Consider the following 19,968-nt stretch of genomic DNA (forward strand, 5'->3'; position numbering starts at 1 on the left):
AGTCGGATCAGCGCTGCGCGGTGCTGTGGTTGGCGTCGGCCAGGTTGGCCTGGATCAGCTTCTCGATCAGCTGGTCGGCCGAGGCCAGTTGCTCCTGGTAGACGTCGGTGGAGAACACCGCCTCGTGCGGCGATTGCTGGGCGAGGGCGGGTCCGCTCTGGTCGTGCAGGCTGACGTTGACGTCCATGGACAGGCCGATGCGCAGCGGATTCTTCGCCAGTTCCTCGGGGTTGATGCGGATGCGCACTGGCACGCGCTGGACGATCTTGATCCAGTTGCCGGTCGCGTTCTGTGCCGGCAGCAGGGAGAAGGCACTGCCGGTGCCGACGCCGAGGCTGTCGACGGTGCCGGAGTACTTCACTTCGCTGCCATAGAGGTCGGAGCGGATTTCCACCGGCTGGCCGATGCGCATGTGCTTGAGCTGGGTTTCCTTGAAGTTGGCGTCGATCCACACCTGGTCCAGCGGGATCACTGCCATCAGTGCGGCACCCGGCTGCACGCGCTGGCCGACTTGCACGGTGCGCTTGGCGACGTAGCCGGTGACCGGCGCGATGATCACCGCGCGGGCGTCGTCCAGGTAGGCCTGGCGCAGCTTGGCGGCGGCAGCTTTGACGTCCGGGTGCGAGGCGATCACGGTGTCGTCCACCAGCGCGCGGTTGGTGTCCAGTTGCTGCTCGGAGTTGGTCAGCGAGCTGCGCGCGGTGTCCAGGGCGTCGCGGGCGTGAGCCAGTTCTTCCTGGGAGATGGCGCCGTCGTTGGCGAGGTTCTGCCGGCGCTTGAAATCGGCCTCGGCCTTGGACAGGGCGACCTTCTTCGTGGCGACGTCGGCCTTGTAGCCGTCGACGTTGCTGAACAGCCCGCGCACCTGGCGCACGGTGCGCGCGAGGTTGGCTTCGGCCTGCTGCAGGGCGATGTCGGCATCACTGGGGTCGAACTTCACCAGCACCTGGCCCTTGCGCACCAGATCGCCGTCATCGGCGCCGATACTGACCACGGTGCCGGTGATCTGCGGGGTGATCTGCACGACGTTGCCGTTCACGTAGGCATCGTCGGTGTCCTCGTGCCAGCGGCCGTAGAGGAGTTCCCAGGCGACGCTGGCGAGGCCGGCGAGGATGACGACGGCGAGCAGGATCAGCAGCCAGCGCCTGCGCTTGGGGTTGCCGTTCTGGGTTTCTTGGGTGGCGGTGCTCATGTCGGGTGCCTCGTTCAGTGCGCGGCGGCCGCGTTCGCCTGGGCGAGCGGGGCAGGAGTGGAAGTGGTGTCGGGCTGGTAGCCACCGCCCAGGGCCTGGACCAGTTGCACCGAAAGGTCGATGCGTTGGGCGTCCAGGCTGGCCAGCTGGCGTTCGGCGAGGAGCAGCTGCTGCTGCACGCTGAGGGCGTCGAGGTAGTTGCCGACGCCTTCGCCGTAACGGCGCATGGCCAGGTCGAAGTTGGACTTTGCGATATCGCGGGCATCGCGCTGGTCGTCGATCTGCTGCTCCAGCGAGCGCAGCTTGCCGAGATCGTCGGTGACCTCGCCGAGAGCGCTGACCAGGGTCTTGTTGTACTGGGCGACGGCCAGGTCGTAGTCGGCGTCCTTCCCGGCCAGGTTGGCGCGTAGGCGGCCACCGTCGAAGATCGGCAGGGAGATGGCCGGCGCGATCTGGAAGAACCGGCTTGGCGCTTTCAGCACGTCGCTGGTATGCAGAGCGGCCAGGCCGACCATCGCGCCCAGGTTCACGTTGGGATAGAACTCGGTCTTCGCCGAGTCGATACTTTTTGATGCAGCTTCGACCCGCCAGCGCGCGGCGACGATGTCCGGGCGGCGACCCAGCAGTTCGGCCGGCAGGTTCGACGGCAGGCTCAGCGCGCCGGGCTTGAGCACCTGCGGACGCTGCAGGTCCTGACCACGGTCCGGGCCCTGGCCGAGCAGGACGGCGAGGGCGATGCGGTCGCTGGCAATTTCCTGTTCCGCGGCGGCCAGCTGCTGCTTGGCGCTGGCGACCTGGGACTGCGTCTGTTGCAGCTGGACCTTGCTGTCGAGACCAGCGTCCATGCGTTTCTGGCTGAGCTGGAAGAGGTGCTGCGAGCGATCCAGTTCGTCCTTGGCCAGGTCGCGGGCAACGAAGGCGTGGGCCAGATTGCTGTAGGCGCGGGCGACATTGGTGGAGAGCGTGATCGAGGCGGCCTGGCGGTCGACTTCGGCAGCGTTGGCCTGGCCGAGGGCGGCTTCCCAGGCGTCGCGCTGGCCGCCCCAGAGATCGAGGTCGTAGCTGAAGCTGAGCGACAGGTATTTTACCGCCGAGTAGCGACCGCCCATGGGCGCAGGAATCACGCTTTCCGGTGCGCGGATGCCGGCATAACTGGCGGTGCCCTTGACGCTGGGCGTGCGCGCGGCGTCCTGCGCTTGCGCAGCGGCGATGGCCTGGCGTGCGCGGGCGCTGGCGATGTCCAGGTCCGGCGTGCCTTGCAGGGCCTCGCTGATCAGACTGTCCAGCTGCGGGTCGCCCAGGCTGATCCACCAGTGCTCGCTGGGCCAGGCAGCGGTGGACAGCGGAGTACCATCGAGGCTGACGCCAGCCTTCAGGCTGGCGGGGTCGACGGCCTTGCCACTGATGTCCAGGCCCTTGTAGCTGACGCAGCCGGACAGGCTCAGCGCGGCGGCGAACACGGCGGCCGGCAGCAGGGCGATACGGAGATGGTTCATGATCATTTCTCCTGCGCCGCGCAATGGGCCGCGGCGCCGTGGGCGCGCAGGATCTTGTCGAGCAGGCCGGTGAGGGTCTGCAGTTCATCGCGGGAGAGGCCACTGACCAGCTCGTTCATGGCTGCAGCGGCGATGCTCGGGGCTTCGTCATTCACGGCCTGTCCGGCGGGGCTCAGGCTTAGGCGCACGCTGCGTCGGTCGTTCTGGCAGGGCTCGCGGACCAGCAGGTCCTTGCGTGCCAAGCGGTCGAGCATGCGGGTCATGGACCCGCTGTCGATGGACAGCTCGCGGCACAGCTCGGCCGGGGTGTTGGCGCGGTCGTTGCCGATGAAGAACAGCACCTTGAACTGCGCGGCGGTGATGTCCAGGTGCGCCAGATGCTTGTCCAGCAGGCGATCCTTGAGGATGGCGGTGGCACCCAGCAGCTGGCCGATGGAGCCTTTGAACGGAAAATCCGCGACGTCGTAGTGATTCATGTCAAAACAGAAAGCTGCTTAGGCAGTGAAATGTTTCGAAATGATACTGCCTAGGCAGCGATTGACAAGATTAGATTGTCGCGATTACGCAACAATCCGTTCGACGAAGCGCTATTGGAGCAGGAATGGCAACAGGAATGGCTGATTTCCTACACCGCCGAAGACCTTTATGCACAAGGGGGGTAGCTTTAGGGCGCAAATCGCATATGAGATGTGATAGCAATCACGAAGTCTCATAACCCACTGTTTTTAAAAGATTAAATTTATATGTACAGAAAATGACCAGATCGCAGCGAGGCGGTCTGGGCAGTAAGGAAGGGGAGTTTTTTCCGGGGTTACGAACAGAGTTATCCACAGGGTCTGTGGGTGAAGCCCTGGAACGCCCGTCTCAGATGCGTTCGGCCAGTAATAGCAGGTTGCGAGGGGTCATCCGGGTGGCGCAGAAGGCGCCCAGGGTGGCGCGATAGCCCTGTTCCTCGAGGAATAACGCGCGATCGAGCAGCAGCCACAGCTCCATGGGGCGGCGGAACAGTCCGCGCACCAGTTCCAGGTTGCGAACCTGGGCCAGGCGTTGCCAGCCCCTGGCCTCCAGCTCCTGCCAGTCGGTGCCAGTGGGCAGGTCGAGTCCCCTGAGCGCGGCCAGGTCGCGGCAATAGTCGGCGAAGGGCTTGTCCAGCCAGGTCGGCGGCACGGAGGGAGTGGGCAGGTAGTCATTGCTGCCGCGGACTTCCCGTTGCAGCAGGTCGAAAGCCAGCCGCCGCGCCATCGAACCGTCGCGCTGGCGGCGCACGCGGGCGCCAGCGGTGACGGTTTCCGCGAGCGGCAGGCGCAGGTCGTCCCGCGAGAGCAGCAGGGTGGAGCTTTGCGCGGCGTGCGAGAGCGGCTGGTAATACTCGCTATCGATGCGGTTGTAGCAGCAGGGCGCCACGGCGAGCTGGCGGCAGCCCTGGGCGCTGGCCAGTTGCAGCAAGCGTACGTGCAGGTTGCCGCAGGCGTGCAGGGCGACGGCGGTGTGCTCGGTCTGCAGGTGCTCGCGGACGTCTGGTGCGAGTACGTCCTGCTGGTGATGCCGGGCGAGAAGCTGAAGCCGGTCGCTCAGGCGCTGGCCGTCTTCCACCAGGGCATGGTCAAACTCCAGGCTCAGCAGCGGCTTGCCGTCACGCGCCAGCAGACGGCCCAGATGGCCTTTGCCGGCGCACCAGTCGAGCCATTGCTGCGGTGCTTCCGCGAATTCCAGGCGGCTGGCGAAGGCTTCGATCTGTTGCCACTTGCGGCCAGGCACATCGACGGTCAGCTGGTTCGGCAACTTGCCCAGCGGCGTCGCCGGGAGTTCGCCGACGACGGACAGCTTTGCGGCCGTGGCAGCCAATGCCGGAAAGGGCGCGGGGGCGTCGAGCTGCTCGGGCGCGTTGTGCACCGCCTCGGCGTCATCGAGGCTGCGGCTTCGCAGCCAGGCGGCCAGTTCGGGGTGCTCGCGCTCCCAGGCCAGCTCCGGCGCCGTGAAGGGTTTCGGCCGCCATAGCGCCTGATGGTCCAGCAGGAAGCCGTCCAGTGCCTGGAAGCGCTGGAGCAGGTCGGAGCCGGTCAGGGGAGTGTCGTTCGGGAGCACGGTGCGAAGCGGAGGCAAACCACGGGGCGCGCATTATAGCGACCCCGTGGGCGAACGGTGCGCCGGTCAGCGGCCCTGCATGGAGTCCACCTTCAGCCAGCGTTCCAGCAGGCGGAAGATGCGCGTCAGCAGCAGCGTGATGACCAGGTAGAACAGGCCGGCGAGGCAGAAGAACAGCATGGCCTCGTAGGTGCGCGCGATGATGGTGCGGGTCATGCCCATGATGTCGAACAGGGTCACGGTGTACACCACGGCGCTGGCCTTGAGCATGAGGATCACCTCGTTGCTGTAGGCCGGCATGGCGATGCGCGCGGCGCGCGGCAGGATGATGTGGAACAGCGCCTGGCGACGGGACATGCCCAGTGCGCGGGCGGCTTCCACTTCACCCACCGGGATGGCGTGGATGGCGCCGCGCAGGATCTCGGCGATGTAGGCCGCGGTGTGCAGCGTCATGGTCAGCAGGGCGCACCAGTACGGGTCGCGCAGGTACGGCCAGAGCGGCCCCTTGCGCACACTCTCGAACTGGGCGAAGCCGTAGTAGACGATGAACAGCTGCAGCAGCAGCGGCGTGCCACGGAAGAAGAAGATGTAGGTGTAAGGCACTGCTCGCACGTACCAGTGGCGCGAGGCGCGGGCGATGCCCAGCGGTACGGCCAGGCACAGGCCGGCGACCACGGCGATGGCCAGCAGCTCCAGGGTCAGGGTGGCGCCCTGGAACATCTTCGGCAGCCATTTGAGGATCAGCTCGAGATCGGTCATAGCTCGTTCCTCACGAAGCCACGGCCGGCGCGACGCTCGAGGAAGTGCAGGGCGGCCATGATGAAGACGGTCAGGCCCAGGTAGATGAAGGCCGCGGTCATGTAGAAGGTGAAGGGCTCCTTGGTCGCGTTGGAGGCGACCTGGGCCTTGCGCATGATCTCGTCGAGGGTGATCAGCGAGACCAGGGCGGTGTCCTTCAGAAGAATCAGATAGAGGTTACCCAGGCCCGGCAGCGCCACGCGCCATACCTGCGGCAGCACGATGCGCCAGAAGATGCGTGGAGCCGAGAGGCCCAGCGCCTGGCCGGCTTCGCGGTGGCCCTTGGGAATCGCCAGCAGCGCGCCACGGAAGACTTCGGTGGCATAGGCGCCGAAGCATAGGCCCAGGGCACAGGTGCCTGCGGCAAAGGGCGAGAGTGCGAATTCGGGGTGGCCGAAAAGGTCACCGATGGCGTTCAGGCCGGCCACGGTGCCGAAATAGATCATCAGTACCCAGAGTGTCTCGGGTACGCCGCGAACTACGGTGGTATAGAAACCGCCGAGCATGCGCAGGAAGCCGTTCTTCGAGGTCTTGGCGATGGCGCCGAGCAGGCCGAGGACCAGTCCCACGCAGACTGCGGCGAGCGAGAGCTTAAGCGTCATCCAGGTGCCGGCGATCAACTGATCGCCAAAGCCGTGCAGGTCGAAAATCATGGGGAGTCACGCCTGAAGGCGCGCGCCGCCCGGCGAGGGGCGGCGCGGCACATGCATCAGTAGATGCTGAAGGGGAAGTACTTGTCGTTGATCTTCTTGTAGGTACCGTCGTCGACGATTTCCTTCAGAGCGGCGTTCAGCTTGTCACGCAGCGGGTCGCCCTTGCGCACGGCGATGCCGATCTTGTCGTTGTCGAACACCGGCTCGCCCTTGAACTCGAAGTCCTTGCCGGCGTCGCTCTTCAGCCAGTCGTACTGCACGAACTTGTCGGCCAGCACGCCGTCGAGGCGGCCCGAGGACAGGTCGAGGTAGGCGTTTTCCTGAGTGTCGTACAGCTTGATGGTGACGGTGTCGGCCATGTTGTCCTCAAGCCAGGTGCCGGCGATGGTCGCGCGCTGCGCACCGATCACCTTGCCCTTGAGGTAGCCCTTGTCGGTCTTGAAGTCGGTCGACTTCGGCGCCACGAACTGCAGCTTGTTGGTGTAGTAGGCGTTGGTGAAGTCAACGGCCTGCTTGCGCTCGTCGGTGATCGACATGGAAGCGACGATGAAGTCGAACTTCTTGGCGTTCAGCGCCGGGATGATGCCGTCCCAGTCGGAGGTGACGACGTCGCACTCGGTCTTCATCTTGGCGCACAGCGCCTTGCCGATCTCGATATCGAAACCGACGACCTGGCCGCTGGCGTCGATGCCGTTGAAGGGCGGGTAGGCGCCTTCGGTACCGATGCGCAGTTTGTCCGCGGCGATGGCCTGGCTCCCCAGGGCGAAGGTGGCCGCGATAGCCAGAACGATCTTCTTATAGTTGTTCATGCAGTAATGCTCCGTTAGCGGTGGCTGGACATGAATTGTTTACAGCGTGCCGATTGCGGGTTGTCAAATACCTGCTGCGGCGGTCCCTGCTCTTCTACCAGGCCCTGGTGGAGGAACACCACCTCACTGGATACCTGGCGGGCAAAGTTCATTTCATGGGTTACCAGCAGCATGGTGCGACCCTCATCGGCGAGCGCACGGATAACGTTAAGCACTTCCTGGACCATTTCCGGGTCCAGTGCCGACGTCGGCTCGTCGAAGAGGATGACCTTGGGCTGCATCGCCAGCGTGCGGGCGATGGCGGCGCGCTGCTGCTGGCCACCGGAAAGCTGCGCGGGGAAGCTATGGCGCTTGTCGGAGATGCCGACCTTGGCCAGCAGGGCCTCGGCGATCTCGGTGGCCTCGGCCTTGGTCTTGCCCAGCACACGACGCGGCGCCTCGATGATGTTGTCGAGGATGCTCATGTGCGGCCAGAGGTTGAAGTTCTGGAAGACGAAGCCCAGTTCGCTGCGCAGACGGTTGATCTGCTTGTTGTCCGAGGCGACCAGCGAGCCGTCCTTGGTCTTCTTCAGCTTGAGCTCTTCACCGGCGACCAGGATCTGGCCCTGGTGCGGGTTCTCCAGCAGGTTGATGCAGCGCAGGAACGTGGATTTACCGGAACCGGAGGAGCCGAGAATGGAAATCACATCGCCGTCGCGGGCGGTCAGGGAAATGCCTTTGAGCACTTCCAGGTCACCGTAACGCTTGTGCAGGTTACGGATTTCCAGTGCGGGTATGGCCGTGGCCATAGGGGGCTCCTCTATTGTTATTCGGACGCTTTCGCAGCAGGTCACTGCAGAATCGGGGCCATCCTGGCGAGGGGCAACCTAACACGCACTCCTGAGTGCGCCAAGCGCCCATCTGCCGCGGTCGTCGGCTGTAGTGGCAAGTTGTCGCATTGCCGCTCGGCGTTGTCGCCTGGGCTGAACTAGCCGCGCCGGATGAGGGCATCAGGTGGTGGCGCGGGGGCGGGATAGTGCCAGTTTAGACCGGCCGATAAAAGTCCGGCGGCCCTGGGGCCGCCGGTTGGTATCACTGCATCATCTGCCGCAGTTGCGGGTTCGGATCTTCGATCGCCTCGGCAGGGGTTATGTCGTCCTGGGATTCCGGTGGCTGGCTGGCCATCAGGTTCGGGTGCCCGGACAGGCGCGGGATCGGCAATGGCTTGGCTTCGGCCAGACCGGTACCGCCAGCCTCGGTGGCGTTGATCGTCGATTTGCGCGGCTGGGTCAGCACGTGGAAATCGGTGATCTCGATGATGCCCTTGCCTTCGGCGAGCAGGTGGAAGGAGAAGGCCTTGCGGGCTTCCTCGTTGTCGAAGCCGAAGCTCACTTCCAGCGGCTGGTTGCGTTTCACCAGGGGGAAGTCCGGCATCTCGATGGGCACGGGCTTCTCGAAGGAGCGCGTCTTGAGCGTCACTTTCGCCCCATTGGCGTCCATCTGGATCGCGCGGATCTTCAGGCGCACCGTGGTGTGGGTGTTGGCCGGAAACTCCAGGTACTGCGCGCCGATCAGGTTGTCGGTGTACTCGTTGTCGATCTGTGGCTTCAGGCGGATCCGTTCCTTGGTCGCGAACTGGTATTCGCGAGCCGACTGCGCCTTGGTCACCGACTGGTCGAGGATGTCTGCTCGGGCAGTCATCAGGCGGGCGTCGCGGCCACTGAAGCGGCCTTCGAACTTGGCGGTGTCAGCGATGAAACCGTCACTCTTGTAGCGCCGGCAGACCTGCTGGAAGTCGCACTCGGTGAAGTTGCCCTTGCCGTCGTGATAACGCTGCATGCCGTTGGTGAAGGTCACCATCTCGCGGCCGTTGGCGTATTCGCGGAATAGCGAGCGGCCGGCGATATCCTGTGGCGCCTTGATGGCGAAGTAATCGAGCACCGAGGATTCCAGGTCGACGTGGCCGTAGACGCCGGCCTTCACTGGCGGCAGCGCGGCCTGTTCCGGTGCAAGAATCAGGTTCAGGCCCCAGGCCGAGGCAAGGCGCACGTTGTCGATGCCGTGGGATTCGTCGGAGGTGACGATCACCAGGGTGTCCTTGAGCACGCCTTTCTCTTCCAGGCCCTTGAGGAAGGCATCGACGGCGTCATCCAGGTAGGCGACCGCGGCCTGGCGCGGCGTCGGGTACTTGGCCAGGTATTCCGGGGTGGCCGAATACGGCTGGTGTGTGCCGACGGTGAGCAGGGTGAGCATCCACGGCTGCTTCTTCTGGCGCAGCTGGCCGACATAGTCCAGCGCGCCCTCGAAGAAGGCCTTGTCGTCCATGCCCCAGGCGAATTCCAGGTAGGGTTTCTTCTTGAACCAGTCGCGGCCCAGGGTCTTGTCGAAGCCCATGGCCGGCATGACCTTGTCCTTGGCCATGAAGCGCAGCCCGGCGCCCTGCAGGAAGTGGGTGCTGAAGCCGGCCTGGTGCATCTGTGCCGGCAGGCATTCGGCGGCGCGGGTCGGGTTGCCCAGCAGTTCGACGCCCTTGGGCGTGCCGTTGTCCAGCTTGCTGTAGTCGCCGCAGAGCATGGCGTAGAGCCCGCGGATGGTCTGGTGGCTGTGCACCACGTAGTCCGGCGTGGTCATGGCGCGCTCGGCCCAGGTGCTCAGGCGCGGCATCATCGATTCTTCGTAGCTGCTGCTCAGGGCGGCACGGTTGGTGGCGACATAGGCGCCAGGGATACCCTCCATGGCGATGATCAGTACGTTCTTCGCCTGGCCGCGGCCGGCCAGCAGCGAAGTGCCATTGAGGTCGTGCTGGGTCAGGCCGGTGACGTCCGGGCGGACCTCCGGTTGGTCGCGGTCGCGCCAGTCCTGGTAGGCCATCTCGCCGCTGGTGACGGCGCGGGAGACCAACTGGTGCGGCAGGTTGAACTGCTTCCACATCTCCGCGTCGCTGGGCTGGAAGTACTGTACGCCAGCGTGGGCGGCCAGCAGTGCGGCCGGTACGGCATAGGCGTAGCGCGGCAGCGGCTTTTCGCGGCGGCGCCAGAGCAGCGCGCAGAGCAGGATGCCGGCGCCGATCAGGATTGCCAGGTGCAGGTGGTTGAGCCCGCCGCCCTCGGTGGAGTTGGCGACGAAGGTCGGGTCGGCGAGGAAGTGCAGGTCTTCCGGCGCAGGCATGCGGCCCACGGCGCTGACCAGTTCGGCGGTGCCGATCACCGACAGGGCCCACACCAGCATGACCGGAATGGCGATGAACAGTCGACGGTTGTGCACTGCGACGACCAGCAGGGTGCCGAGCGCGAGGTCCGATAGGTAGCCCAGCGGGGAGCCCCAGCCAAGGCTGTAGCGGCCGATCAGCGGCACCAGCAGGAAGAGGGCAGACAGGGAAACCAGGTTGCCCCGGGAACTCCACCAGCTTATGAGTTTGCGCACAGTGACTCCGCTACGAAGCATCGAATCCCGGAGGGTATCTCACTACAGGGTGAAAATCGTCCGGATGGTCATGATTCTGAAAGATTGGTGTGCTACGTGCCAGTAGACAGTGTAGTCCGGCAATCATTCGAAATGATCGGACGAAGAGACCTGACGGGCTGATCGAAGGGGGGGGGCGATTCGTGCGGAAGGCGGCTGCTGGTAATGAAGTGCATGAGCACGGCTGAGGGGCTTTCGCCGAGATGTCCCAGCTACGACTATTGGTTCGCTTTACCCCGCTGGCGCGCCAGCGGGGTGGGTGCAACCTAGGGGGGCGAGGGCAAGACGGTCGTGTTTGTATTGACGGCCTTTCCCGGTGACCGGTCTTTTATGGAAAGTGCCGGCTTCTCTATAAGTCTGAATGATATCCAAGCCACTGCAGTGGAGAGGGCGACGGCTATAGCGATGAGATACCAAGTGCGGCCGATGTGTGCGACGGTCAGTGTCAGTACGGCTTCGGCGATCGCGAAGTGATAAATGTATATCCCATATGAAGTGTCGCCGAATGCGCGGGGAATGCGCACGATGAACTTGGTCGATAGAGCGACACCGATAACAAGGAACGGAAAAATGAGCATTTCCGCAAGGTCGTAATGCAGCCGGTTCGGCAGGAAAAGAGCTGCTATCCAGGCTGCCAGCAGGGCCGGTGCGAGCCAGGCCAGCCGCTCGGGTCTTTTGATGTACAGTGCAATGACGGAGCCAGCAAACAAGTAATAGACGCAGGTCATTCCCAGTCGAAGTGGGAAGAAGAACAAATTGGCTCCGAAGCCCTTGACCGAGATTATTTCTGAGAAGGACAGGCTCGTGTAGTCGTGATAGTGGAAATACAGCAGGACTGCAACAGTTGCTGCAATCATGAGTTTTCCGAAGTGCCGCCAAGGCGCGAGCAGGCCCACAAGGATGTAGAAGCTCAACTCAGCCGTGAGAGAGTAAAGCTGGCCAACCAGTGGGGCGCCGCCAAATACGCCTGGCAGCGATACATTGAGGGGGAAGACGAACATCGTGCCAAGGAACTGCCAGGTTTGCCCTGTGCTGAAATATTCCCTGGTTGAAAGGCTGGTAAACAGTGGGCCAAGCACGAAGGCCATCAGTGGAATGGCGACGAAGAGGGCTGGGAATATACGCAGCGCGCGTGCTCTGAAAAAGCGCGGGGCTGGATTCGATAGGCGGCTTTTTGTAATCAGGAAGCCGCTGATCACGCAAAATATATTTAGTCCGACTCCACCAAGGGTCTGATTTCCCGTGGCGTCACCCAGAGGCTCGGAGCTCAGCACGATAGTGGCTGAATGGCTTACTGCTACAAGCAGCGCCCCAAGTAGTCGCAATGCGTCAAAGTTATTTGTTCTGTGGTTCATTTGGCCGCCATTAGCCGGTTGTTTATAAAGGGGCTCTGCTTTCAGTTGTAGCCCTTGTGAGTAATTAGACTTTTCTTTCTCACTAAATGAGTTCGCCTGCTGGAAAGCTGATTGCTTTCAGTGCTCCAGGAAAGTACCGACCCTTTCGAGTACTGCCGTCTTCGGCCGCGACTCCAAAATCCCGTGGCGGATGCTACATCAGGCCGCTTGCGAGCACTAGGCGGGTTGGCCAGAGAACGACGCGAGAGGGTGGCTTCGGCGTGGTCGCTGGGCTTGATCGGTTGTGAGGAGCTGGGGGGGGCAAAAAAAAACCGGCTCAAGGCCGGTTTCTGTTCTTCAGCTGATATTTGCACCACCTGAAGAGAAGAGGTGGTGCCCAGGGACGGAATCGAACCGCCGACACGGGGATTTTCAATCCCCTGCTCTACCAACTGAGCTACCTGGGCAACGTGGCGCGCATTAAAAGGGTTTTCGGAAGGGGTGTCAAGCGTGCCGCGAAAAAATTTTTCAAATAATACCGAAGCTTACGCGCTGGGCGGGACGTAGCCCTCGGCCTGCGCGTATTCCTCGCCCGACAGGAACTTGTCCATCTCGGCGGTGAGGAACTTGCGATCCTCGGCATTCATCATGTTCAGGCGACGCTCGTTGATCAGCATGGTCTGGTGCTTCTGCCATTCGTCCCAGGCTTTCTTCGAGACGTGCTCGTAGATGTCCTGGCCCTTGGCTCCGGGATAGGGCGCGCGATCGAGGCCGGGCAGCTCTTCTTTGTATTTGCGGCACATCACCAGTCGGGTCATGACATTTCTCCTGCGTTCAACACGTCGGCGGCTCGTTTGAGCAGCTTCTTCACCGGGGCGGCAAGGCCGAGCCGCGGCGGGGTGGCGAGGTTATACCAGAGCCAGTCGGCCTCGGCCACGGCGGGGGCTGCGTCCTCGACGCGCACCAGCCAGGGCTCGATGGCCAGCTGGAAGTGGCTGAAGGTATGGGTCAGGCCGGGCAGCTCGCGCCGCTCGCCCAGGCGCAGGGTGTGGCGCTGGGCCAGTGGGTCGAGGGCGGCCAGGTCGTCCAGTTCGGGGAAGCTCCACAGGCCGCCCCAGAGTCCGGTCGACGGACGGCGGTAGAGCAGGATGTCGCCCTCGCGGTTGGCCAGGATCGGCATCAGCGTGCGTTTCTGCGGCAGCGCCTTGCGCGGCTTGGATACCGGGAAGTCGGTCTCGCGGCCGAGAAAGTGCGCGCGGCAGCCCTCGCGCAGCGGACAGAGCAGGCAGCTCGGCTTGCTGCGGGTGCAGAGGGTGGCGCCCAGGTCCATCATCGCCTGGGTGTAGTGGTTGACCCGCTCCTGCGGCGTGAAGCGCTCGGCGGCGTCCCACAGCTGTCTGGCGACCTTGGGCTCGCCCGGATAGCCGTCGCAGGCGATGTAGCGCGCGAGCACGCGCTTGACGTTGCCGTCGAGGATCGGTGCACGCAACCCCATGGAGATGCTGGCGATGGCGCCGGCGGTGGAGCGGCCGATGCCGGGCAGCTCGGCGAGCTGTTCGACGTCGCGGGGGAATTCTCCGCCGTGCTGCTCCATCACCGTCTTCGCGGTCTTGTGCAGGTTGCGGGCACGGGTGTAGTAGCCCAGGCCCGTCCACAGGTGCAGCACTTCGTCTTCCGGCGCGTTGGCCAGGTCCGCCACCGTCGGCAGCGCCGTCATGAAGCGGTCGTAGTAGCCCATCACGGTGCTGACCTGGGTCTGTTGCAGCATGATTTCCGAGACCCACACCCGGTAGGGCGTGATGTTCTGCTGCCAGGGCAGGTCATGGCGGCCGTGCGTGTCGAACCAGTCGAGCACGGCCTGATTGAAGCTTTGCGGGGTCACTTCTTGAACAGCCCTTTGAGTGCGTCTTTGAGTTCGGGACTGACCTTGTCGCCGAGCTTCTCTTCGAGTTTCTGGTTCAGCCGGTCCCCGGCCAACCGTGCGGCGATCTTGCCGATGCCGTCCTTGTCCAGGCGGCAGGCCTTGGCGCCCAGTTCCAGCGGGCCGCGGCAGCGCAGCGGCCATTCGATGCCGACATAGCGCTTGTTCACTTCGCAGGCGGGGTCGGGCATGTCGCTCTTGTCGCCTTCGATGGTGACGCCGACGCGGTAGTCCATACCCAGCACGCGCAGGTCGAGGTCGCCGTCGGCCTTGACAGTCAGACCGGGAATGCTGGCCTTGAGGTCCGGGTTGCTGGCTACGCCATTGCGGAACACCAGGTTGCCCTGCAGCTCGCGGAACGGAGTGTCCTTGCCGCCATGCTCGCCAGTCAGCGACTTGCGGTTGAGCGTGGCGATGCCCTGGCACAGCTGCTGTTCAAGGTTGGCATTGAGCAACACGCCCTGGGTCAGGACGAAGTGCGCGGTGCCGTTGAGGTTGTCGATCCAGGCCTTTTGACTGTTGCCCTGAGTGGTGATGTCGGCGTCGAGGTCGAGCAGGCCCTTCACCGGCGGCTTCTGGCCCTGGGATTCGAGCAGGCGCTCTACCGGTACGTCGGCGATGTGCTTCTTCGCCTGCAGGGTCGGTACGTCCTGGCGCACGTCGAGGGTGGCGGTGGCGTTGAATTTGCCGTCGTAGAGCTCGCCGCGCAGGTCGTCGAGGTTGAGCAGGCCGCCCTGGCCGCGCAGCTTGAGCACGGCGTTGTCGATGGGCAGCTTGTCCAGGGTCAGCTGGCCGAGGTTCAGGCCGGCGTCGAGGTCCAGTGCGCGCAGGCGGGCGATGGGCAGCAGCGGGGCGTCGCTCCAGGCCTGCTGAGTCGGCTGGCTGGGCAGCGGGGTGTCGCCCTTGATGGCGTTCTGCGCGGTGGCGTCGACTTCGGCCTTGCGCGCGCTGTTGGTGGCGTCCTGGGCTTTCTTGACCTTGGCCGGCAGGTAGCGGTCGAGGTTCAGCTTGTCGCCGGACAGTTGGGCGCGGATCGCCTGCTTACCGAAGTCGGCGATGCCGAGATTGCCGCTGAAGGCGCTGTCGTCCAGCTTCAGGTTGATGTCGTTCAGGGCCAGGCTGTTGCGAGTACCGCTGATGCGAGTGGCCAGCTCCAGCTTGGTGAGGGTGGTGGTGTCGGCCATTTCCGGCAGGGTCTGGCCGATGCCTTCGAGGAATTCGCGCAGGTTGAAGGGTGCCAGCGACAAGCCGCCATCGAACTTGGGCTCTTTATCCAGCTCGCGGGCCTTCAGCTCACCCAGGGCGCGCAGCTGGTTGACGGTGACCTTCAGGCCGTTCCACTCGGCGACCTGGGCGGCCTGGTCGAGTACCAGCTGGCCCTGGGCGCTGTAGTTGGCGGTCTTGCCCTGGAACGGATCGCCGGAGACTTCGCCGGAGAGCTTGGCGTCTTCGAGCTGGTAGCGCTTGAGCGCGCGGTCGAAGCGCAGGTTGCCGGTCAGTTCGGTGCGCGCGCGGATCACCGGCTGGTTGGTGCCCAGGTGGGCGCTGAGCTTGAGCGGGATGTTGCTGCCTTCGCGGATGGCGCCGGTGGTCAGCTCGATGCCCTCCACGCTGTAGTTCTTGCCGCTCTGGGCATCGGCGTAATCGATGCGGGCGTTCTTCACGCTCAGGCTGTCGATGTCCAGCTTCATCGCCTGGTGGCCTTCGCCAGCGGCGGGCTTCGCCGGCTCGCTCGGCGCGGACGCCGGTTGTGCGGCGGGCGGGGTGCCGGCGGCCGGCTGGGCGGGCTTGCCGATGCTTTCCCAGTTGCCGACGCCGTTCTTGTCCTTGTTCAGGGAAAGGGTCAGGCCTTCGACGCGGATGTCGCTCATCTGCACTTCTTTACGCAGCAGCGGCAGCACGCGTACGGACATGGCCAGCAGCTGCGCGTCGGCGAACGGCTTGTCCGGTGTCTGCAGGCTCGCCACGCTGGTGTCATGCAGTTCCAGGCCCAGCCAGGGGAACAGGCTCCAGCCAATGTCGCCCTTGAGGTTCAGTTCGAGGTTGGCCTTGTCCCGGGCGAGCTGGCGGATCTCGTCCTTGTAGTCATTCGGATCGAAGAAATGGCTCAGCACGAAGCCGGCGGCGACGATGAGCAGCAGCAGGACCAGGGCAATGATGCCGATGATTTTGCCGAACGCTTTCATGGACGGGTCCTTGTTCAGGCGGCGGGTGGAATAGCGGGAAAGTATACCAATGACGCAGCGGCGCCCCAGCCCGGAAAGGCAGGCGCAGGTATTGCGGGGTTTGAACGGGGACTTGCGGCGCGGTTCCCCGGTGATGGCGGGTCAGGCTGGCAACAGTGTCAGGCCCAGGTGCTCGGCGAAGCGCGCGGCTTCGGGTTGATCTAGCGGAGCGCTCAGGCGCAGCGCGGCACCCTGCAGGACGGCCAGGCGCTGGGCTTCTTCCAGCAGGCGCCGGGCGACGCCACGGTTGCGGGTAACCTGGCGCACGCACAGGCGGGAAAGCCGCCAGGTGTCGTCGTCTCGCTCGATCCACGCAGCGCCCAGCAGGCGGTCGTTGAAGCGCCCGGTGAACAGCCGGCCCTCGGCAAGCCCGCGGGTGACCAGTGCATCGGCATCGGTGAACGGCGCCAGCAGCCATTGTGGCGCGTCGGCGTAGATCTTCAGCAGGTCCTGGCGGTCCTGGTCGCTGGGCTGGGTCAGGTGCTGGACGACGACGGGCATGGGCAATCCTCGGAAGGCGAGCCGCGCAGTGTAGGACTATCGGCCAGCGCCGACCACCGCCCATAGCCGCGCAGCGCCCGGCGCGCCTATAATGCCGCCCCTTCTTATAATTACGTGCAGTGTTAGCTGTGGAGCTGGTGATGGCCGAACGCAAGGCATCCGTCGCGCGCGACACCCTGGAAACCCAGATCAAGGTTTCCATCGACCTGGATGGAACGGGCAAGGCCCGCTTCGATACCGGGGTTCCCTTCCTCGAGCACATGATGGACCAGATCGCCCGCCACGGCCTGATCGACCTGGACATCGAATGCAAGGGCGACCTGCATATCGACGATCACCATACCGTCGAAGACATCGGCATCACCCTCGGCCAGGCCTTCGCCAAGGCCATCGGCGACAAGAAAGGCATCCGCCGATACGGCCATGCCTACGTGCCGCTGGACGAGGCGCTGTCGCGCGTGGTCATCGACTTCTCCGGCCGCCCCGGCCTGCAGATGCACGTGCCGTTCACCCGCGCCAGCGTCGGTGGCTTCGATGTCGACCTGTTCATGGAGTTCTTCCAGGGCTTCGTCAACCACGCCAACGTCACCCTGCACATCGACAACCTGCGCGGGCACAACACCCACCACCAGATCGAGACGGTGTTCAAGGCCTTCGGTCGCGCGCTGCGCATGGCCATCGAGCTGGATGAGCGCATGGCCGGCCAGATGCCGTCCACCAAAGGGTGCCTGTAATGCAGACGGTAGCCGTCATCGACTACGGCATGGGCAACCTGCACTCGGTGTCCAAGGCGCTTGAGCGCGTGGGCGCCGGTCGCGTGCTGGTGACCAGCGACGCCAACGTGATCCGTGAGGCGGACCGCGTGGTGTTCCCCGGCGTCGGCGCGATCCGCGATTGCATGGCCGAGATCAAGCGCCTGGGCTTCGACAGCCTGGTGCGCGAAGTCAGCCAGGACCGTCCGTTCCTCGGCATCTGCGTCGGCATGCAGGCGCTGCTGGAGCGTAGCGAGGAAAACGACGGTGTCGATTGCATCGGCCTGTTCCCCGGCCAGGTGCGCTTCTTCGGCAAGGACCTGCACGAGGACGGCGAGCACCTGAAGGTGCCGCACATGGGCTGGAACGAAGTGGCACAGAGCGTGGATCACCCGCTGTGGCACGACATCCCCGACCGCGCGCGTTTCTACTTCGTGCACAGCTATTACATCCAGGCTGGCAACCCGCGCCAGGTGGTCGGTCGCGGCCATTACGGCGTCGATTTCGCCGCCGCGCTGGCCGATGGTTCGCGCTTCGCCGTGCAGTTCCACCCGGAGAAGAGCCATACCCATGGCCTGCAGCTGCTGCAGAACTTCGCCGCCTGGGACGGGCGCTGGTAAGCCATGGCCCGCCAGAAGGACAAGCCGGCGATCCTCGAGCTCGACGGCGCCCAGCGCCAGAGCGCGGCGCGGGCGATCCAGCGTTTTCTCGAAGATCGCTTCGAGCTGGACGTCGGTTCCTTCGAGGCCGAAGAGGCGCTGGACTTCTTCCTGCGCGAGTTCGGCCCGCTGTTCTACAACAAGGCGATCTTCGACGTGCAGTCTCACCTGAAAGACCGGTTCGAGAGCATCGAAATCGACTTGTGGGCGCTCGAGAAGAGCTGACCCGACCCCATTCATCTTTGGATTCGAGCAGGTTCAACCCATGCTGATCATCCCCGCAATCGATCTGAAAGACGGCGCCTGCGTGCGCCTGCGCCAGGGCCTGATGGAAGACGCCACGGTGTTCTCCGACGACCCGGTGTCCATGGCCGCCAAGTGGGTGGAGGGCGGTTGCCGCCGTCTGCACCTGGTGGACCTGAACGGCGCCTTCGAAGGCAAGCCGGTCAACGGTGAAGTGGTTACCGCCATCGCCAAGCGCTACCCGAACCTGCCGATCCAGATCGGCGGCGGCATCCGCTCGCTGGAAACCATCGAGCACTACGTCCGCGCCGGCGTCAGCTACGTGATCATCGGCACCAAGGCGGTCAAGCAGCCGGAATTCGTCGCCGAAGCCTGCAAGGCCTTCCCCGGCAAGGTGATCGTCGGCCTCGACGCGAAAGACGGCTTCGTCGCCACCGACGGCTGGGCGGAAGTGAGCTCGGTACAGGTCATCGACCTGGCCAAGCGTTTCGAGGCCGATGGCGTCTCGGCGATCGTCTACACCGACATCGCCAAGGACGGCATGATGCAGGGCTGCAACGTCGAAGCCACCGCTGCCCTGGCCAACGCCACGCGTATTCCGGTGATCGCTTCGGGCGGCATCCACAACCTGGGTGATATCCAGAAGCTGCTGGACGCCCGTACGCCGGGCATCGTCGGCGCCATCACTGGCCGCGCGATCTACGAAGGCACCCTCGACGTCGCCGAAGCACAGGCACTGTGCGACAGCTTCAAAGGCTGACCTGAACGCAGGCCGGGCGTGCCGCGAAACGGCATGGCCCGGCACTGAGGACCTGGGGTGGTCCGGCAGCATGGGTATCGCTGCGCTCCACCCATCCTACGAGAGCATTGCTATGGCACTGGCTAAACGCATCATTCCCTGCCTCGACGTGGACAACGGCCGCGTGGTGAAGGGCGTCAAGTTCGAGAACATCCGCGACGCCGGTGACCCGGTGGAAATCGCCCGTCGCTACGACGAGCAGGGTGCGGACGAGATCACCTTCCTCGACATCACCGCCAGCGTCGATGGCCGCGATACCACCCTGCATACCGTCGAGCGCATGGCCAGCCAGGTGTTCATCCCGCTGACCGTGGGCGGCGGCGTCAGGACGGTGCAGGACATTCGCAACCTGCTCAACGCCGGTGCGGACAAGGTCTCGATCAACACCGCGGCGGTGTTCACCCCGGAGTTCGTCGGCGAAGCCGCCGCGCGCTTCGGCTCACAGTGCATCGTGGTCGCCATCGACGCGAAGAAGGTCTCGGCGCCGGGCGAAGCGCCGCGCTGGGAGATATTTACCCACGGCGGGCGCAAGCCCACCGGGCTGGACGCGGTCGAATGGGCGAAGAAGATGGAAGGCCTGGGTGCCGGTGAAATCCTCCTGACCAGCATGGACCAGGACGGCGTGAAGAGCGGCTACGACCTGGGCGTGACCCGCGCCATCAGCGAGGCCGTGGGCGTGCCGGTGATCGCCTCCGGCGGCGTCGGCAACCTGGAGCACCTGGCTGCCGGCATCATCGAGGGCAAGGCCGACGCGGTTCTCGCGGCGAGCATCTTCCACTTCGGCGAGTACAGCGTGCCGGAGGCCAAGGCCTACCTGGCCAGCCGCGGTATCGTCGTGCGCTGATCCCTTCCGGGCCGGGGTTCTCCCGGCCCGATGGCTCTCTCATGGGCCGTCCTTCCCCTGCGTCCGGTGGCCGCATTCCCTTTATGCGCATGAAGCTTGCTAGCTCAAGGCTTCGGTCAAGGTTATGGCGCATCCTGGTCAAGGTACTGGCGTTTTTGGATCGGGATACTGGCGTATCCATGTCCCATCGCCATATTCATAGGGTTTATTGACGTC

General features: G+C 64.3%; 19 protein-coding genes and 1 tRNA gene. 5 read left to right on the forward strand and 15 right to left on the reverse strand.

The window, feature by feature from the left end; all coding sequences use genetic code 11:
- Window positions 1-7: 7 nt before the first annotated feature.
- The 15 genes from IB255_RS16210 to panM all read right to left on the reverse strand — a co-directional run bounded on the left by IB255_RS16210 (window position 8) and on the right by panM (window position 16,455).
- Window positions 8-1,192 carry an efflux RND transporter periplasmic adaptor subunit gene (locus IB255_RS16210; protein WP_081515326.1) on the reverse strand — a complete coding sequence of 395 codons (1,185 nt, stop codon included), beginning with the start codon at window positions 1,190-1,192 and terminating at the stop codon, window positions 8-10.
- Between the two features lie 14 nt (window positions 1,193-1,206).
- Entirely contained in the window at window positions 1,207-2,694 is a 1,488-nt protein-coding gene (locus IB255_RS16215; RefSeq protein ID WP_081515327.1) for an efflux transporter outer membrane subunit, read from the reverse strand.
- The gene (locus tag IB255_RS16220) at window positions 2,691-3,164 is read right to left on the reverse strand and encodes a MarR family winged helix-turn-helix transcriptional regulator (RefSeq protein WP_081515328.1); all 474 of its coding nucleotides are present in this window, start codon (window positions 3,162-3,164) and stop codon (window positions 2,691-2,693) included. Before IB255_RS16220 ends, IB255_RS16215 begins: the two co-directional genes overlap by 4 nt.
- A gap of 388 nt (window positions 3,165-3,552) precedes the next feature.
- Window positions 3,553-4,773 carry a methyltransferase gene (locus IB255_RS16225; RefSeq protein WP_081515329.1) on the reverse strand — a complete coding sequence of 407 codons (1,221 nt, stop codon included), beginning with the start codon at window positions 4,771-4,773 and terminating at the stop codon, window positions 3,553-3,555.
- A 66-nt stretch (window positions 4,774-4,839) separates the two neighbouring features.
- Complete coding sequence (locus IB255_RS16230) at window positions 4,840-5,532, reverse strand: ABC transporter permease (RefSeq protein ID WP_081515330.1); 693 nt, start codon at window positions 5,530-5,532, stop codon at window positions 4,840-4,842.
- Entirely contained in the window at window positions 5,529-6,224 is a 696-nt protein-coding gene (locus IB255_RS16235; RefSeq protein ID WP_081515331.1) for an ABC transporter permease, read from the reverse strand. The genes IB255_RS16230 and IB255_RS16235 overlap by 4 nt, the downstream gene beginning before the upstream one ends.
- 56 nt (window positions 6,225-6,280) lie before the next feature.
- A complete protein-coding gene (locus IB255_RS16240; RefSeq protein WP_081515332.1) occupies window positions 6,281-7,033 on the reverse strand; it encodes an ABC transporter substrate-binding protein in 753 nt (250 codons plus the stop codon).
- 14 nt (window positions 7,034-7,047) lie between these two features.
- Window positions 7,048-7,821: an ABC transporter ATP-binding protein gene (locus IB255_RS16245; RefSeq protein ID WP_045215765.1), complete on the reverse strand. Its 774-nt coding sequence runs from the start codon at window positions 7,819-7,821 to the stop codon at window positions 7,048-7,050.
- 283 nt (window positions 7,822-8,104) lie between these two features.
- Window positions 8,105-10,435 (reverse strand): LTA synthase family protein, encoded by a 2,331-nt coding sequence (locus tag IB255_RS16250; RefSeq protein ID WP_081515333.1) that lies wholly within the window; start codon window positions 10,433-10,435, stop codon window positions 8,105-8,107.
- A 305-nt stretch (window positions 10,436-10,740) separates the two neighbouring features.
- Window positions 10,741-11,829 carry an acyltransferase family protein gene (locus IB255_RS16255; RefSeq protein WP_081515334.1) on the reverse strand — a complete coding sequence of 363 codons (1,089 nt, stop codon included), beginning with the start codon at window positions 11,827-11,829 and terminating at the stop codon, window positions 10,741-10,743.
- Window positions 11,830-12,199: 370 nt separating this feature from the next.
- A tRNA-Phe gene (locus IB255_RS16260) sits at window positions 12,200-12,275 on the reverse strand.
- A gap of 78 nt (window positions 12,276-12,353) precedes the next feature.
- Entirely contained in the window at window positions 12,354-12,626 is a 273-nt protein-coding gene (locus IB255_RS16265; protein ID WP_015479334.1) for an oxidative damage protection protein, read from the reverse strand.
- On the reverse strand, window positions 12,623-13,690 hold the full coding sequence (gene mutY / locus IB255_RS16270) for an A/G-specific adenine glycosylase (RefSeq protein WP_081515335.1): 1,068 nt from the start codon (window positions 13,688-13,690) through the stop codon (window positions 12,623-12,625). Before mutY ends, IB255_RS16265 begins: the two co-directional genes overlap by 4 nt.
- The gene (locus tag IB255_RS16275) at window positions 13,687-15,915 is read right to left on the reverse strand and encodes an AsmA family protein (protein WP_081515336.1); all 2,229 of its coding nucleotides are present in this window, start codon (window positions 15,913-15,915) and stop codon (window positions 13,687-13,689) included. Before IB255_RS16275 ends, mutY begins: the two co-directional genes overlap by 4 nt.
- 141 nt (window positions 15,916-16,056) lie before the next feature.
- Window positions 16,057-16,455, reverse strand: a complete 399-nt coding sequence (gene panM, locus IB255_RS16280) for an aspartate 1-decarboxylase autocleavage activator PanM (RefSeq protein WP_081515337.1) — start codon at window positions 16,453-16,455, stop codon at window positions 16,057-16,059.
- A 140-nt stretch (window positions 16,456-16,595) separates the two neighbouring features.
- Here panM and hisB point away from each other — a divergent pair, with 140 nt between their 5' ends.
- The 5 genes from hisB to hisF all read left to right on the forward strand — a co-directional run bounded on the left by hisB (window position 16,596) and on the right by hisF (window position 19,752).
- Window positions 16,596-17,189, forward strand: coding sequence for an imidazoleglycerol-phosphate dehydratase HisB (gene hisB, locus IB255_RS16285; RefSeq protein WP_015479330.1), 594 nt, complete (start codon window positions 16,596-16,598; stop codon window positions 17,187-17,189).
- Entirely contained in the window at window positions 17,189-17,827 is a 639-nt protein-coding gene (gene hisH, locus IB255_RS16290; protein WP_081515338.1) for an imidazole glycerol phosphate synthase subunit HisH, read from the forward strand. The genes hisB and hisH overlap by 1 nt, the downstream gene beginning before the upstream one ends.
- A 3-nt stretch (window positions 17,828-17,830) precedes the next feature.
- Window positions 17,831-18,091 (forward strand): DUF2164 domain-containing protein, encoded by a 261-nt coding sequence (locus IB255_RS16295; RefSeq protein ID WP_081515339.1) that lies wholly within the window; start codon window positions 17,831-17,833, stop codon window positions 18,089-18,091.
- Between the two features lie 40 nt (window positions 18,092-18,131).
- Window positions 18,132-18,869: a 1-(5-phosphoribosyl)-5-[(5-phosphoribosylamino)methylideneamino]imidazole-4-carboxamide isomerase gene (gene hisA / locus IB255_RS16300; protein WP_054910490.1), complete on the forward strand. Its 738-nt coding sequence runs from the start codon at window positions 18,132-18,134 to the stop codon at window positions 18,867-18,869.
- Window positions 18,870-18,981: 112 nt separating this feature from the next.
- A complete protein-coding gene (gene hisF / locus IB255_RS16305) occupies window positions 18,982-19,752 on the forward strand; it encodes an imidazole glycerol phosphate synthase subunit HisF (RefSeq protein ID WP_081515340.1) in 771 nt (256 codons plus the stop codon).
- Window positions 19,753-19,968 lie beyond the last annotated feature (216 nt).

The sequence above is a fragment of the Pseudomonas sp. PDM22 genome, assembly GCF_014851965.1.
In the GTDB taxonomy this organism is placed as follows: domain Bacteria; phylum Pseudomonadota; class Gammaproteobacteria; order Pseudomonadales; family Pseudomonadaceae; genus Pseudomonas.